12 protein-coding genes and 1 pseudogene are annotated in these 17,055 nt (G+C 37.2%); 4 read left to right on the plus strand and 9 right to left on the minus strand.

Features of this window, described 5'->3' with window-relative positions:
* Positions 1-142 precede the first annotated feature (142 nt).
* The 8 genes from M997_RS16025 to serB form a co-directional block, all read right to left on the minus strand.
* Positions 143-691, minus strand: a complete 549-nt coding sequence (locus M997_RS16025) for a GNAT family N-acetyltransferase (RefSeq protein WP_064721116.1) — start codon at positions 689-691, stop codon at positions 143-145.
* 2 nt (positions 692-693) lie between these two features.
* Positions 694-2,325: a Na/Pi cotransporter family protein gene (locus M997_RS16030; protein WP_064721117.1), complete on the minus strand. Its 1,632-nt coding sequence runs from the start codon at positions 2,323-2,325 to the stop codon at positions 694-696.
* A gap of 420 nt (positions 2,326-2,745) precedes the next feature.
* Positions 2,746-4,185, minus strand: a complete 1,440-nt coding sequence (phoA, locus tag M997_RS16035; RefSeq protein ID WP_064721118.1) for an alkaline phosphatase — start codon at positions 4,183-4,185, stop codon at positions 2,746-2,748.
* Between the two features lie 193 nt (positions 4,186-4,378).
* On the minus strand, positions 4,379-5,941 hold the full coding sequence (locus M997_RS16040) for an alpha/beta hydrolase-fold protein (protein WP_239994701.1): 1,563 nt from the start codon (positions 5,939-5,941) through the stop codon (positions 4,379-4,381).
* 174 nt (positions 5,942-6,115) lie between these two features.
* Positions 6,116-7,255, minus strand: a complete 1,140-nt coding sequence (locus tag M997_RS16045) for an ElyC/SanA/YdcF family protein (RefSeq protein WP_082918459.1) — start codon at positions 7,253-7,255, stop codon at positions 6,116-6,118.
* A 411-nt stretch (positions 7,256-7,666) separates the two neighbouring features.
* Positions 7,667-8,911 carry a multifunctional transcriptional regulator/nicotinamide-nucleotide adenylyltransferase/ribosylnicotinamide kinase NadR gene (gene nadR / locus M997_RS16050; protein WP_064721120.1) on the minus strand — a complete coding sequence of 415 codons (1,245 nt, stop codon included), beginning with the start codon at positions 8,909-8,911 and terminating at the stop codon, positions 7,667-7,669.
* 11 nt (positions 8,912-8,922) lie between these two features.
* Positions 8,923-10,314, minus strand: coding sequence for a DNA repair protein RadA (radA, locus tag M997_RS16055; protein ID WP_064721121.1), 1,392 nt, complete (start codon positions 10,312-10,314; stop codon positions 8,923-8,925).
* 54 nt (positions 10,315-10,368) lie between these two features.
* The gene (serB, locus tag M997_RS16060) at positions 10,369-11,346 is read right to left on the minus strand and encodes a phosphoserine phosphatase (protein ID WP_064721122.1); all 978 of its coding nucleotides are present in this window, start codon (positions 11,344-11,346) and stop codon (positions 10,369-10,371) included.
* Positions 11,347-11,455: 109 nt separating this feature from the next.
* On the opposite strand from serB, the pseudogene M997_RS16065 reads away from it, so the two are divergent.
* The 4 genes and pseudogenes from M997_RS16065 to M997_RS16080 form a co-directional block, all read left to right on the plus strand.
* Positions 11,456-12,139 (plus strand): annotated as a pseudogene (locus M997_RS16065) (YtjB family periplasmic protein); the annotation flags it as partial.
* A 376-nt stretch (positions 12,140-12,515) separates the two neighbouring features.
* Positions 12,516-14,057, plus strand: coding sequence for a YjjI family glycine radical enzyme (locus M997_RS16070; RefSeq protein ID WP_064721123.1), 1,542 nt, complete (start codon positions 12,516-12,518; stop codon positions 14,055-14,057).
* Positions 14,029-14,895, plus strand: a complete 867-nt coding sequence (locus tag M997_RS16075) for a YjjW family glycine radical enzyme activase (protein WP_064721124.1) — start codon at positions 14,029-14,031, stop codon at positions 14,893-14,895. The genes M997_RS16070 and M997_RS16075 overlap by 29 nt, the downstream gene beginning before the upstream one ends.
* A 152-nt stretch (positions 14,896-15,047) precedes the next feature.
* Positions 15,048-16,811, plus strand: coding sequence for a hypothetical protein (locus tag M997_RS16080; protein WP_064721125.1), 1,764 nt, complete (start codon positions 15,048-15,050; stop codon positions 16,809-16,811).
* Positions 16,812-16,850: 39 nt separating this feature from the next.
* On the opposite strand, the gene M997_RS17635 is transcribed toward M997_RS16080, so the two are convergent.
* Positions 16,851-17,055: hypothetical protein (locus M997_RS17635; RefSeq protein ID WP_211267752.1), on the minus strand; the 205-nt coding region annotated here is incomplete at its 5' end.

The raw sequence follows: 17,055 nt of genomic DNA on the forward strand, positions 1-17,055 counted from the left end.
TCAACGTATAACAAGAAAAAAAATAATGCTATATCCTTAGTTTTTAAGAGGTTAAGTCAATTTTTATTACAGTGAAAAATAAAAAACGCCTTACCGTTATACGATAAAGCGTTTGATAACATAGTAGAATTTGCTAATTCAATTAAGCATTAGCCATATCCATAAAATCAAAAACTAAATGGATATCTTCTGGCTCTCTTTCATATAATTCAGTATCCGGAACATCAATTAAACGGCATCCCAAATGTTGATAGAAATTGACGCTATTTTCAGACGGTATTGATGAAATATATAATCCACCAGCACCTTTCTCTTTTGCATATTCTACACAGTAATTAAATAATATCCGACCTAAGCCTTGCCCTCGTTGTTGGTGGCTAATATGTAAAAACGAGAGCTGTAAAAGCACCGCATTTTGACCTCGCCATTGCGGATCAACACTGGCAGCAGCAATTAATTTATCTTGGCTAAAAATACCCCAAAAAGGTGCACCTCTATCCACACTTTCAACTAATATTGGCGTGTAATGTTCAGCTTCACCTTCAGGCCAATCTTTCATATCAAAACGTTGTTTTGATAAAACTAATTGTCCCTCTTTTAAGATATAGAGCTGCTCAATAAGCTCGGTTCTATCAATTTCCCACACTAAAGGAATTTCATTGCGTGTTAATTGACGAATATTGTTTTTCATTATTATTGATTAACCTGTTCTGAAGATGATTCACTTCGTTCTAATGCGTGATAAGCCACTGCACAGAACAAGGAATTCAACCGTTTCATATCCCCCAACAAACTGGTATGCAGCGAACTTGTTTCAATACTTTGCATATTATGCAAATGAAGACGTTCAACATGAGCAAACGAGTAACGTTGGTTGAGTAAACGAAAACGATGTTTTGCTCGACGCAGTTTGCGAGCATGTTCCATATTGCCGGAAACAAAAACCGACATCGCCAGATTCAGATTACTTTGCAGACGCTCAAGGAGTGTCTGTAATTCACGACGTCCTTCCTCCGATAAAAACAAGTGATGGTTTAAACCTTTACTCACCACTTCAGCTGACATGCGCGCAATAATAGCTGATGATTGCTGTAAATTCATCGCTGTATCAATAATTTCAGCCCAACGTCGAGAGTCTTCTGTCCCTAAATCATGCTGCTGAATTTGCGCCATATACAATTTAATACTGCTATGAAGTAATTCGACTTCTTCTTCTAGCTGGCTAATTTCCCTTTTTTGCTGACGATCCCCTTCCATTAAGGCATGAAAACGTTGCAGCATTTGTTCAACAACATCCCCTAATCGCAATGATTCTCTTACCGCATTGGCGATAGCTAAAGAAGGAGTATCAATAGCTGACGGATCTAAATAGCGCGGTGCCATTTCAGATTCTGTGGTAGGCAATTCAGGGATTAAACGCTGACATAATTTTGCCATTGGTGCCACAAAAGAGATCATCAGCAAACAGCGCCCAAAATTATAAATCACATGGAAATAGATAATAACTTCTGCGGGTGAAAAACTATATTGCTGGATCTTTGTTGCAATATAGGTTATCCAAGGAAGAACAATTAATGCACCAATTAATTTAAAGAATAGGCTACCTAATACAACTTGGCGTGCTACAACACTTTGCCCTCGACTACTCATTAACGCCAATAATCCACTACCAATATTGGAACCAATCACAATACATAAGCTGATGTATAAAGGCATTAAGCCTGTGGCACTTAATGTTGCCGTTAACAACACTGCGGCAAGGCTGGAGTAACTTACCATCGCAAATAATGCGCCAACTAATAATGCTAATACCGTGTCGCCACTTAACGAGGTAAAAATCGCCTGCATTGCACTGGCATGAGTAATGGGTTCAGCTGAGGTAACAATAAGTTGCAGTGCCAGAATGATCAAACCAAGGCCAATACCTACACGCCCTAATTGCCCAACTCGCTCTTTTTTGCGACTAAGGAACGTGATAACCCCAATTAGAATTAACAATGGTGATAGCCAAGAGAGATCAAAAGTTAGCACCCGAGCCATTAAAGCAGTACCAACATCCGCCCCCAGCATAATGACTAGAGCAGGCGTAATTGAGATAAGCCCTTGAGTAACAAAAGAGATAACTAATAGTGCAGTCGCATTACTGCTTTGCACTAAAGCAGTTACACCCACGCCAGCAAGAAAGGCATGGGATTTTTTATTAATACTTTTACCAAGAATTCGGCGCAGATCAGAGCCAAAAACGCGCATAATTCCAGTACGAACAATGTGTGTACCCCAAACAAGAAGTGCAACGGATGAGAGTAAATGAAGCAGTGTCAGCATAGAGAAATAACCTTTTTTTATCGTTGTTTATTTGACTCTGTTCTCCTTCAATCTCATAAAAAAGAGAAAGACCATGAGCAGATAAGTTATCTGAGAAAAGATTTTTTGCCGAATAATGCCTCAACAAAAAACAGATGTTACTAGGCAAAAAGATATTGCAAATTAAGTGCAATAATCAATGGAGAAATTAAGAATTTTGTATGAATGAATATGTAAGTCTCGATGATTATAGCAGAAAAGGGAAAATACTCAAAACCAGCATAATAATAACCTATTGATTTATTATCATTTTATTCTTTTTCGACTTAAAAATAAAAAAACGCGACTAGAGGGTATCTCTCTAAGTCGCGATAAAATACAACAAGTTTAGTAAGGCAATTCGACTACAACATCAGACAGACTTATCAGATAAAATTGATATTATTTCAATCCCATCGCATCACGCATAGTGAAGAACAAGTCAGTTTGGTCAGTTAATCCCACAACATTAGCCGCATATGGGCCATAAGCAGCTACGCGTAATTGTGCACCCGTATGTTCTTGTGACTCTTCCTCTGAGTTACCATAATTCACTACCATCACCGCACCATCTTTAGTGATCAATGCTTGTGTTAAGCCACTTGATTTCACATCGGCTTCAATGATTTGACTAGAGTGAGCATGGTCTGCGGTAACAATCACTAATGTATCACCATTTTTCTTCGCAAAATCTAAACCGATTTGTACCGCTTCATCCAATGCCACCGTTTCACCGATTTGGCCACAAGGGTTAGCGTTGTGATCTTGCTTATCAATAGAGGCGCTTTCAACTTGTAAGAAGAATCCATTTTCATTTGTTTTCAGCACATCTATCGCTTTCTTGGTCATTTGCGCCAATGTGGGTGCATTTGGATCAAGTTTAGAGTTAGGTTTGCACTCTAAAGGTGGATTATTAAGATTACCGTGATAGGTTGCTTTAGGGCCTTCCCATGCTACTGCCATATTTCCGTCATGGAATAAGCCTAATACCGGTTTATCTTGATTCGCTAAAGTGATCGCATCTAAAGATTTAGCATCTTTTACAATCTGATAGCCACGTTCTATCGCCTGCTGCTCTAGCGTTTTTCCTTTATAATCACCCGCTACAGCCGTTTGAGCAAAACTTTTAGCACCACCACCTAATGTGATATCGGCACGAGTAACTAATAGCTGTTCAGAGATAGAACCTCTACCGCCATTTTCTAGCGCATTCGTTGAACATTTTTCTAACGTTTCAACTGGGCCATAGCATTTACGACCAGTAACGTGAGAATAAAGTGCCGCGGGTGTCGCATCTTGAATTTCAGATGTTGTAACATTCCCTGTTGCCTTTCCATTGGCTTTTGCTAATTCCAAAATGGTTTGGTGATCTTTACCGAATACATCAATCCCTAATGCACCATTATAAGTTTTTACACCTGAAGCCCAAGCAGTTGCAGAAGCAGCAGAGTCCGTCACATAATTAGGTTTTTGTGTTTTTCTATCAAGCGCATAGTGTGTGTATTGACCCGTAATTGGTAGGGCATCGATGCCTTTAAAGAAACCACCCGCACCTTCGGCGTAATTACGCGCAACGGTGATTTCAGAATCCCCCATGCCATCGCCAATAAATAAGATAACGTTTTTAGCTTGATTATTATGTAACGCGGCTTTTAATGCCTCAGTTTGATCCTGAGTCATACGGCGAGCACCGCCAAATTCAGTAATATTACCTTTTGCTGCGCGATCTTGAGCCAAAATGGCATCCGCAGCAACGGGAGCTGCAAAAGAAGAGAAACTCGCACCAGCCAATAGCGTTGTTACAATAACGGATAAAATAGAACGTTGGTAACGATGAGACATAGCTTTTTCCTTGCACTCAAAAGTAAAAAACATAATTAATGTTTAAGTCAGGAAAAGCTTACGGTAGTTAAATGACAAAGAGATGAAAACTAAAAGCGATTTTGATGACAGCTTTATGACGAGTTAATGACAAATAAAAAGCTTACGACCAATTATCAGCAGTAAGCTTTTAATATTTTTCTAATACACCAGATTAATATTTACCTTCAGTTAACGCTTTGGCGCCAATATAAAGCGTTTCACACCAAGAAATATAATCGTGACCACTTGCCATTTCTAACGATTTTACAGAATATCCTTTGTTTTCTAATACTTGTTTAAGATGGCGATTATTATTTAAAATGCCGCCTAAACCGCCACGAGATTCAAATAAACCGGCTTCTAAAAAAAAGGTAAGCGGTTTTTTATCCGCTTGATCAAATTGTCGGATCAACCATTCGGGATCTTCTTTTTCTGGCGACCACCAAAACGATCCAGACATACTTAATACTTTACCAAAACGATCAGGCCGATTAAAAGCCACCCAAGCAGAAGCTAAGCCACCGTAACTAGAGCCTGAGACTATCGTCTCTTCACCTGATACTCGAATGCCTTTCTCTTTTTCCAACCAAACAAATAATTCGTCGGCTAAAAAGCGATAAAAATCAGGATTAGGCGGTAATTCAACACTACGACGATCACTATCAATGCTATCAACAAATAAGATCATCATAGGAGCAAGTTTGCCCTCTTCGATCTGTTTATCAAAAAATTTATCAATGCCGTATTGTCGACGATAAGTTTGTCCATCAAACAACACCAACATCCTTGGTATTTTCATTAATTGCGCAGGTTGATATAGGGCTATTTCACGCTCGTTATTTAAGATTTGGCTGTTAAAACGAAAAACCTCTGTTTTCCCTTTTATGGTTCGCTGCAAAATATCTGGTAATTGACACTCTCTTTGTGCATCTAACGAGAGCAAAGAAAAATGGTTATAAACATCTTCTGATTGTTGAGGTGACGCTTGAGGATTTAAAGGATCTGCTTGTGCTGTGGTTAAAATAGCACGACGTTGTTCAAAGGCGGTTGAGCCTTCAATAATGGGTACATCTGGCGCCAGTTTATATTGCATTAATGTATCGTTAGGTACGATATAGCTGCGATACCAAATATCACTATTTTCTAAACGTGTTAGTGGATCATGATTACCCGCTGGTGATCCTAATAAATAAACATTCGACTTAGCCCCTTGCCATAAAAAGGTCACTAACTTTTTATCATTATCATAAGGTTCTATTAGTGGTGCACCTTGTTGACTAATGTACTGCCAAAATGCTTGGAGCGTCTTATTATTCAGATCTTGCGTTAACACCTGCAAACGTGGGCTAATAGTTGCAATATTTGCATTTTTCTCTAACGGCTTATAAGGCTGAGTGGTAAAAGTGAATTGCCACGATGTACTTGCTTCGCCTTGGGCAATTAATTGATACTGTGCGGTTTCCGGTGATAAAAAACGGACTTTTTGCTGACCATCAGCAGGTACCTCTTTTAATAGACTGCGAATATGAGTCCCATCTGGTTTTACTAAACGCAGATGTTGTATACCTTCTATCTTTAAATCGACATAACGCTCTTTTGTTAGATCCAACGTAAAGCAATGTGTTTGGTGATTATCAAATTGCCCTTTTGTCATTTTTCCTTCAATTAGAGGTAAGCAATCTGATAAAGCAGAAAAAGAAACCATTAGCGCACATATCATCAGAGGAATTCTCACTTTATTTTTCTCGTTATTACTCAGTGAGAAATTATAGTAATGATAATTGTTATCAATTCAATGAAAATTCATTGGTGTATAAATTTGGCGCCTTAGTAAAAAATAAAAACACCACAATTCCTTGATATTATTGTGGCGTTTTTATTGCTGGAAATAATATTAAAAACGTTTCTATCAACGCTCTTCTAATGGATAACTACGGAAACTCCATAATCCCAGCGCTTTTAAGCCATCACGATAAATACCTTGTAAGTCTGATTTACTTATTTTTTGCAATTCTGCTAATGGCTTATCTGGTGCGACAACCGTTAAATAGGTGATATCACTTGGGCCACTTTGCCAACTTGCTAATGTAAAGATGGCATCAGCGCGACGCACATGACTACCCGAGCTAATAATGACTGCGGTTTTAATACGATGCTTAGTTAAGGCATAACGGCTAAACAAGGCATTTTCAACGGTGGTACGCGCATAGTTATCTTGGAAAATACGCTCTGCTGGAATACCATTTTTCACCAGCCAATCTGCCATTAATTTACCTTCTGTTTGATGCGCTTTAGGCACACCACCTGTTACCACAATCATCGCGTCGGGTAATTGTTTTGCTACTTCTAAGGTTTTATTTAGGCGCTCAACTAAAATCTTGTTCATTGTACCATCTGGATTTAACGCATAACCCAATGTCACAATGGCATTATTCCCTTTGGTTTTATTAAGTTTTGCTAAATCAGCTTGAGTGAGTTTATCGCTTAATGGCATTTTACTCACGCGGTCTATTTCAGCGAAAAAACGTTTTATTTCATCGGCTTTTGCTGGATTTAACGATTTTAGTTTATTGAAATAAGCTTCGCTCTCTTTATCTTTACCTTCAAAACGCGTCCACGAAGTGACATAGATTAACGCATCAATATCATCAGGTGCGGCTTCTAAAACCTGTTTATAAATAGTGACAGCACGTTCAATATCATTGTTATAAACATAGGCACTTGCGGCACTAAACAACAAATCTAAGCGATAAGGCTCTAGTTTATAAGCCTGTTGTAGTTTTTGCGCCACAATTTCCATATTGGACGGCAATTTTCCCGTAAATCCAGCATCAGAAACACGAGCTGGAGACTTAAAGGCTTCTAAAGCATCTTGAATTAAGATATCAACAGTTTGACGCTGAGAAACATATTGTTGATAGCTATTATCTGGCTGGTGGACTTTTTGATACGCCAATGCACTTGATGATGCTGTAAAACCCAAAGCAGCTATCGCTAATGAAATTACAGTTTTCTTGATATGCAGCGAAACACGGGAAGGTTGTGCCATTTTCTTGTCCTTTTTACGAAAAATATTCTACATCTTCACCTAATAACATAAAGATAAACATAAAGATAAAAATGTGGATCCTCACACCTTATGGCAAAAGAAATACACACAAATCAATCTATACCTAGCATCTATAATAGAGATCCAAAATTAATTTTCAGTAACCTTTTTCACCTTATTGAAAAAAATAGCATTATTATGTATATAACTCTTTTTACAGTTTTTTTTATGTATTTTTCTCTTTTAATAAGCGATTTAATTTTGAGAAGCAATCAATCATGGAGTATCTACCCGCAAGATTAATCATACTTCGTTTGAGATGGTGGTAATTGGAAGGATGGTAAAGGACATAATTTTTACGTTATTAATAACAACGCCATTTAAATAGCGTTGTTATATTTGGATATAAATCTATTCAATATGCTTTGATTGCATCATTAATAATTCTCTGACTAATTCAACGCAACTAAGAAAACGTTCGTCATAATCAGGCGAGTTCACTTTAATATATTCAATACTGTTTTTATCAAGCATTTCCATTAATAACGTTTGAAAACGACGGCGGTCTTTCTCACTCCCCAGGCTACGCAACCCATCAGCCACCCAAGGAGTGTTATTTTCGAGTAAAATGACTAAATCAAACCGATATTCATCAATAAGTGCTTGAACAAAGGGGTGTTCTTTGTCTTCATAACGCAAACAAAATGCTTGAGTCGTAACAAAATCCGTATCAATAAAAGCAACTTTGTTGGCATATTTAACCGCAAAATCAATATATTGTGCTTGCCCTAATGCGATTTTATCGTAGTCGGAATATTGCAATGCCATTTCATCGCCACCTAAATGGGAAAAAACATAATCACGCCCATATTCCCACGCACTTGTAGTATTAAAAATATTAGCGAGCTTATTAACTAAAGTTGATTTTCCACTCGATTCCCCCCCTAAAATAGCAACAGTACGCACAAAGAAAGGTTTTACTTCAGTAGGAATATATTCCCAATATTTAAATGGCGCTTGGCGAATTTGTCGGCCACTGATATTCATAAATGAACGTTCTGGGTCAATCAGTACCGTTTCGATGCCTAAGAAAGTATTGTATTGATGCGCATCATCACGCTCGCTGGTATAAACAAAATCTGGCGTTATCTGTTTTTCATTTAGAAACGCTTTAATACCTTCACTCCACACTTCCCAACCATCTGGCTGCGGCTCAATACCATGTTCATCAAACTCATGAATACGAATATTTTTTTGATATTTAAATGTTTGTAATAACCAACGTAATCTATCGCTAACCGTAGGCTGCTGTGACATTGCACTATTAATAAATAGCTCTTTATCACGTGGATCGTCGTGACATAAAATAACGTGTAGCTCATCAACTTGGCTACATGCTCTTTGAATAAGATAAATATGCCCTGTATGAAGTGGGTAAAATTTACCAAAAATCACACCAATAGTTTTCTTTTTTATTGGATACTCTAAGCCTAAAAATTGATGCAATGCAGACATTTTTTGAGCACTGGGACTCTTAATTTTATTATTAATAAGTTGGCTAAGATAACCTTTTGTCATATCACTTTCATCAGCAACTTGCTGTAAGGTATAACCATTTTTTCTAATAGCCTGTTTGATATAATCAAAAGATCCCATTCTATGTTCCTTTAGTTGTCTTCTAAATCGTCAAGTACTGATAACGCATCTGATAGTTTTTTTACGCCATAAACTTTCATATCAGGGGGATTTTTCTTTGGCATATTCGCTTGCGGAACAATAGCTCGTTTAAAACCATGTTTTGCTGCTTCAGCGATACGTTCTTGCCCACTTGGCACTGGGCGAATTTCTCCCGCCAATCCAACCTCACCAAAAATAACTAAGTCTCGTGGTAAAGGACGATTACGAAAGCTAGAAACTAAAGAAGATAACAAGGCTAAATCTGCACTCGTTTCTGTGACTTTTACACCGCCAACTACGTTAACAAAAACATCTTGATCAGACATTTGTAATCCACCATGACGATGTAATACCGCTAATAATATAGCTAATCTATTTTGTTCTAAACCTACAGCAACCCGGCGAGGATTCGATAACATCGAATGATCGACAAGTGCTTGTATTTCCACCAGCAAAGGTCTTGTACCTTCCCATACAACCATAACAGAGCTACCTGATGTCACTTCATCACCACGACTTAAAAAGATAGCCGATGGATTACTCACCTCACGTAAACCTTGTTCTGTCATGGCGAACACGCCCAGCTCATTGACCGCACCAAAACGGTTTTTATGACTGCGTAACGTTCTAAAACGCGAGTCTGTTTCACCATCTAACATAACCGAGCAGTCAATACAGTGTTCTAGCACCTTTGGCCCCGCTAATGTGCCATCTTTTGTTACATGACCCACCATAATAATGGCGATGTCATTGGTCTTAGCAAAGCGAGTCAAATAAGCCGCGGTTTCTCGTACTTGCGCCACACTACCGGGGGATGATTGAATATCTGCCATATGCATAACTTGAATGGAGTCGATCACGATTAATTTGGGTTGTTCTTGTGATGCAATTAAACAAATTTGCTCAATGCTGGTTTCTGACAGCATATTCAATTCGGCTGTAGGTAATCCCAATCGATGTGCTCGCATGGCTACTTGTTGTAATGACTCTTCACCGGTGACATAAAGCGTTTTCATCTCTGTTGCTAAGCGGCACATGGTTTGTAGCAACAGTGTACTTTTACCTGCTCCCGGGCTCCCACCAATTAAGATGGCACTACCAGGCACAACACCGCCGCCTAATACGCGGTCAAACTCTTTAAATCCGGTTGAGAAACGCGGTAACGCTTCTAAACTAATTTCAGATAGCTTTTGAACCCGACTAACACCTTTTGCATCACCCGCAAATCCGCTAAAGCGCTCATTACGAGAAGAAGGGGCAGCCGCAAGTCGTATTTCTGTTATTGTGTTCCACGCATTACACGCAGAGCACTGTCCTTGCCAACGAGGATAATCTGCACCACATTCGTTACATACAAAGGCTCTTTTTGCTGCTTTTGCCACACTTCTCTCCCGTTTATGACTCAAATCCTAAATTACAGCTCATACCAGAAAAACTTAGCGCTCTTCGTGTTTTAAACCACCACTTAAAATACACATCACACCCATTAAATCGGCATGACGAATAGCGACTTTTGCCTGCGCATACACTTTTGGTTTTGCATGATAAGCAATACCTAGCCCCGCTTTTCTGATCATTTTTAAATCATTTGCACCATCGCCAATAGCAATGGTTTGTTCCATTGGGATATCTAAATCTTTCGCCAATCGCGCAAGCACTTGTGCTTTATATTTGGCATCAACAATTGTGCCTTTTACTTTGCCCGTTAATTTACCATCTTTAATTTCAAGTTGGTTGGCAACCGCGGCCACTAAACGTAACTTTTGTTTTAAATTATCAGCAAAATAAGTAAAACCGCCTGATGCTATTGCAATATGCCAGTCCATTGCTTGGAGCTTACGAACTAAGCTGGTTAAACCCGGCATCAGTGGCAAATCTTCCATTACTGTTTGTAAAATAGCAGCATCTGCCCCTTCAAGTTGCGCGACACGCAGTTTTAAGCTTTCACTAAAATCCATTTCACCTTGCATTGCACGTTCAGTGATTTTAGCCACTTTATCGCCAACCCCTGCAAGGCGCGCAATTTCATCAATGCACTCAATCTGGATGGCGGTTGAGTCCATATCCATCACTAAAAGTCCCGGTGAACGCAAACGCGGAATTTCACCCAATGGCACGACATCTAAACCACATTCATCAGATAAACGGCGAATACGACGCGTTAAACTGCCAGCAATTCGAACAACTTGATAATCATCAATACGCCATGAAGAGACAACAACAATAGCGACCCCCAGTTTATGTTGGAACTCACTTATTCTTTTTTTATCGAGTTCACGCCCATAAAGTAACCAACCGCTATCGCCAGCACGATAATCAAGTGGCATTACTTCTTCACCACTTAATGATAACGGTAGACCCGGCCATTTACGGATCTCATCCGGTAAATAGCAATAGGTCAGACTATTTGACATACTTATTCTCCTGTTTTCCCCTGTCGGAACAAAATAATCGTTATTCAGCCTATTCTATCTCTGGCTCATCTGGCAACATGCATATACTTGCTTACGCAAAAGGATGAACATGCTTAAAGATAAACTAAAATTCAAACTACAAAAAACGGCGATTATACTGATTTGTATCGCATTATTGGCATTTCTTATGCAAGGCGCGTCTTATTTTAGTCGTGCTAATCAACATGCCCGTATTACTCAGTTTGAAGAGCTTGCTAAAACGCTGGCAGAACAAGTTGCGTTCTCTTTATCCAATTATATGGATGACAGCAGCAAAGATAACGTAAATCCCCTCATTATGGCTAATTTAAATCATCTGACTCACAATAGTCGGGTGCTTGATGCGAGTCTCTATTTAGAAGACGGTACACAAATCGCCCATAGCGGTGAAAACGTCACCGTTAAAGAGCGACTCGCATTGGAAGGGCAAAAAAGTGGTGGTTCATTTAATCATCAGCTTGTTGTACCTGTACCAGGTAAAGATAAACCTAAAGGCTTTTTAAGACTCACTTTAGATACCCACCAATTAGTGACCGAATCAAGCCAAGTCGATAACACCACTAACTTATTACGAGTTATGTTATTAGTCGCATTGGCCATTGGCTTTTTGTTATCTCATAATCTTTTGCAACTCACGCCCGTCCATTGGCAACAATCGCCTTATTTACTCACGGCAAATTTGTATTCTCGCCCTGAAGAAGATGAAGAGAAAGATGGAGAGGAAAAAGATGAGAATAATACAAAAAAAAATAAAGATGAGAACAGTACTGAATTTAAAAAGCCCATCGATATAGAAACGGATAACAAAGAATTAGCCGCAGATAATAATGCTCAGCAAGATACCAGCGATGATATGGAAAAAATCGACAGTCTGAAAAATAACAAGACATAAAGCATCTATTTAAATTTATAAGAGCTAGCCAATTGAATTTAATCGTTTTATTGCTAGCTCTTTTTTATTTTTAAAATCCGTTTAATCGTATATTAGCGTGAAAAGTGAGTCTTTTCGTGCTATTCCCTTAATCTTCAAAGGGGATTTGTTTAATATCACAGAAATACCTTTATCGATTCATTAACCTAAAAGAATAAGTTTTGGATCTTTTTCTCGTTCTTTAAGTACCGAGGTGGTTATGACTGAACAATCTGTTATCCAACGTTGTCAACAAATCGTAGAAAACCCAACCCTTTCCCCTGAACAAAAACGTCATTTTCTCGCTTTAGAAGCTGAAAATATGCTGCCTTATCCTGCACTTCCTAAAGATGCAGCTAGCGCATTAGATGAACGGGTCATTTGCGATATGTATGAAGGTCATGCACCTTATAAACCTCGTTATGTATTACCTGATTACGCGAAATTTTTAGCACAAGGTTCTCACTATTTAGAGCTAGAACCTGCACAAGATTTTGATGATGCTTTAAATATGCTGACCATTCTTTATCATCATGTTCCATCAGTTACCTCAATGCCCGTTTACTTAGGACGTATTGATAAAATTTTACTGCCTTATGTCGGTTCTCTTACCGAAGAGCAGCTTTATCCTAAATTAAAACGTTTTTGGCGCTATCTTGATAGAACACTGCCTGATGCGTTTATGCATGCCAATATTGGCCCTGAAGACTCGATTATTACGCGATTAATTCTAAAAGTAGATGTCGAGCTTCAGCAAGTGGCTCCTAACCTCACTTTTATTTATGACGCTAATTTAACGCCATCTGATTTATTACATCAGGCAATCACCAATATTTGCCATAGTAGCAAGCCCCATATTGCCAATGGCACATTACAAGATGCTGTCTTTGGGAAAGATGAATACGGTATTGTGAGCTGCTATAACTCATTACCACAAAGTGGTGGCGGTAGTACGTTAGTCCGTATTAACTTAAAAGAAGTGGCAAAGCGCAGCCAAAATAGCCAAGATTTTCTTGAAAATATATTGCCGTTTTATATGCAAAAACAAATCGAGATTATCGATGCTCGCTGCGAATTCCTGTATGAAAAATCAAACTTCTTTAAACAAAGCTTTTTAGTGGAAGAGGGTTTGATCTCGCCGGATCGCTTTGCCCCGATGTTTGGTATTTACGCAATGGCAGAAGCTGTTGCTTTATTACTTGAAAAAGAAGGCAAAAATGCGGCTTATGGCGATAATGAATCAGCCAATCAACTTAGCTATGTTATCAGTGAAAAATTAGCGCAATTTGTTGCGGATACACCGGTAAAATATGGTTGGCAACAACGCGCTATGCTACATGCGCAATCGGGCATTAGTTCGGATATTGACACAACTCCTGCAACGCGTATTCCTTATGGTAAAGAGCCAGATCCTGTTACCCACTTAATGACTGTTGCACCACATCATGCGTTTTATACTTCAGGTATTAGCGATATTTTAACGGTAGATGAAACCATTAAACAAAACCCAGATGCATTGATGCAACTCTGTTTAGGCGCTTTCGCTTCAGGCTTAAGAGAATTCTCAGCAAACGTGGGTGGAAATGATTTAGTGCGAGTCACCGGTTATATGGTGCGCTTATCTGATTTGAAAAAATACAAAGAAGAAGGCTCTCGTTTAAACACCACTTGGTTAGGCGATGAAGCCACCGCGAACTGCCATATTACTGAGCGTAAACCACGAGTTATCAGTTATGAACAGCAGATGCGTTTCGATAAATAAAATTCTGCCCTTTTCTTGTGTCGATGGCCCGGGCAATCGCCTAGCCATCTTTTTACAAGGGTGTAATCTACGCTGCAAGAATTGTCACAATCCCTACACTATGGGGATCTGTGACAATTGTGGCGACTGTATTCCCACTTGCCCTCAGCAAGCACTTACTCTGCAACAAGGAATTATCAGTTGGAACAGCAACAGCTGTGGACAATGTGATACTTGTATTCAACAATGCCCCCGCCAATCTAGCCCAATGACATTAAGTTATACCGTTGATGAATTAATCGCTATTACACGTAAATACGCTGCATTTATTAATGGTGTAACAGTAAGTGGTGGCGAATCAACACTGCAACTTCCCTTTCTTATTGAATATTTTAAAGCAATAAAACAATCTCCCGATCTTCAGCATCTCACTTGCTTAATTGATAGCAATGGCACGCTTTCTATTAACGGCTGGCAAAAAATAGCACCTTATATGGATGGGGCGATGATCGACTTGAAAAGTTGGAGTGAAGACTCACATCGTTATTTAACGGGTCGAGGAAATAAACGAATTAAAGAGTCAATAAAATGGTTAGCGAATAATAAATTACTTACAGAATTACGTATTTTATATATTCCGGGAAAAACTGATTATTTAGAATATATAGATGAACTTTCTTGTTTTATTAATTCACTTGGTGAATCAATACTAATTAAAATTAATGCATTTCATCAACATGGAGTCTATGGTGTTGCCAGCACATGGCACTCAGCCAAGAAAGATGATATTTATCTATTACAAAAAAAACTAATATTGAAAGGGATTAAATTGATAAAAACACCAGAGATTTATACATAAATAAAATAATAAAAATTTAAAGTATCACCAAAATAAATAACAATAATAATAATTATTATTTATTTTTTAAAATAAAGAACACTTATATTGACAGAATTATAATCCATAATTAATCTCCAGAAACCTGCTGATAAAATATGGAACTATAACTCATGCCTATAAAAAAACAGAAATTAAAAACATTAATAATAACACCTCTTATTCTTAGCTCAACATATTGTTATTCATTAAATAAAAATGCAAACCAATTAAGTGATACTGAAATTAAAGAAATTAATTTCAGTTTTTTTGATGCTGGTAAATATAATCTTTCAATTGAAAGTAATAAACATCATCATGGTACCATGAATGATAGATTTCTACCGAAAGTATTAACATCAAAATATCAAAGCAGAAAAATAATATCATATAAAGATAAAATAGAATTTAATTATCTTTCTGGAGCTGGAGGAATATTTAGCACTCTAGACCTTAAAGATTTCGATAATATAACACTTCTCTCTCTCTCTGAGGATGGTCGTTACTTAATAGCTCATGGCCAATATTATAAAGATAGAGATAAAGATATAATTTATAAAAATAAAAATAAAAATACAGCTGATCTATTTTTTGTTTATGATACTTATTTAAAAGAAACGAGTTTATTTACTAACAACGAATTTTCATATACTGTTGAGGATGATTATTATTTTACAACTAAAGATGGATTATTTAGCCTTTATTCTGAAGATATGAACCCTGAAAAACGGTATCTTCCAATTAATGAAAAAATATTTTTTATTTATGATATTGTAAATAAAAAATCGATACCACTTAATGAAATTGATAATTCCCCCCTAAAAAATCATATAGAAAAAGATAAATTCACAGCATTTAGTAATTTAAATTTTTTTGGTAAATTTATAGCGTTAACACCAAATCTTACTAGCGTTTCTCATAGTGGAAAATATCTTTATGGTACTTTAAAGCGAGAAAACCAAGAGAGTAACAATGTTAAGCTTGCTTTTATCTATGATAAATCAAGTGATAGCATTAACACCATTACCACATCAGGTTATGGTTCATCAAAAATAAATGCTGTTTCTAAAAATGATATTTTTGTTGGTTGGACTGAATCATTAGTAAAATCTATAGGTCAAGCCGATAGTTATCTTATCCGCCAAGCTTTTATCTATGACTCATCAAAAAAAGAAGTTCACATTCCAAATATTAAACCTCCAATGGAGAGCAATAATTATTATAATTCAGAAGCAATGGATATTTCAGAAAATGGCGATTTCTTTGTTGGATGGACAGAATTCAAAAACAGTACGCATGTAACAGTAAATCAACATTTTAAATCAGAATATCCTAGAAGTGGATTTATATATTTTATTAACAATAAAGAATTAACATTATTAGAAAGTAATTACGAAACAGAAGCACACTCTATATCTAAGGATGGCAATACTATTTTTGGCGTATCAAAAAAACCAAATAATCGCTGGGTTACTGTCGCATGGGATATAGATAGAATGTCAAAAGAAGATTTAAATAATAATAAAAATAGAAAAGCAATAGATATTAAATACGATACACTTCTGGCCAATAATGACATAACTAAAATTAAAAATTTTTCTGATTCAGCAAACAAAAAAATAACGAAACTTACAGATGAAATTAATCAAGCGATACTTAATCAAGAACAAGAAAAAAGTAAATTAAACACTAAATTAAACTCTGAATTAAACACATTACAGATAGAAAAAGAAGAAGCGAGAAAAGAAAAAGAGAGAATTGAAAAACTTATTGATGATGGCGATGGCACCATTAGTAGTGAGTCTGAAAGATATAATAAATATAGCGATAAACATAACCTCTATAAAGATAAAGAAGAAGAAAAAATAGAAGAAATAGAAAAAAAATCACACTATTAAATAATAGTAAGCCTGAAGACTTATTAAATGATAACGAATTTAATAACAAGCTAGGTGGTAACAAACTAAAACTACTAGATAAAACACTAAAACTAACTGAATATGAATATAAAAAGAGTAAGGCAACATTAACATTAAGTACGCTAATTCAAAAAAATAAACAAGCACCAGAGCAAGACCGCCTAAACAAAGTACAAGCGGAGAAAGACAAAGCAGAGCAAGATAAAGCAGAGCAAGACCGCCT

Origin of the sequence: Proteus hauseri ATCC 700826, assembly GCF_001654965.1 — a bacterium.
GTDB lineage: Bacteria > Pseudomonadota > Gammaproteobacteria > Enterobacterales > Enterobacteriaceae > Proteus > Proteus hauseri.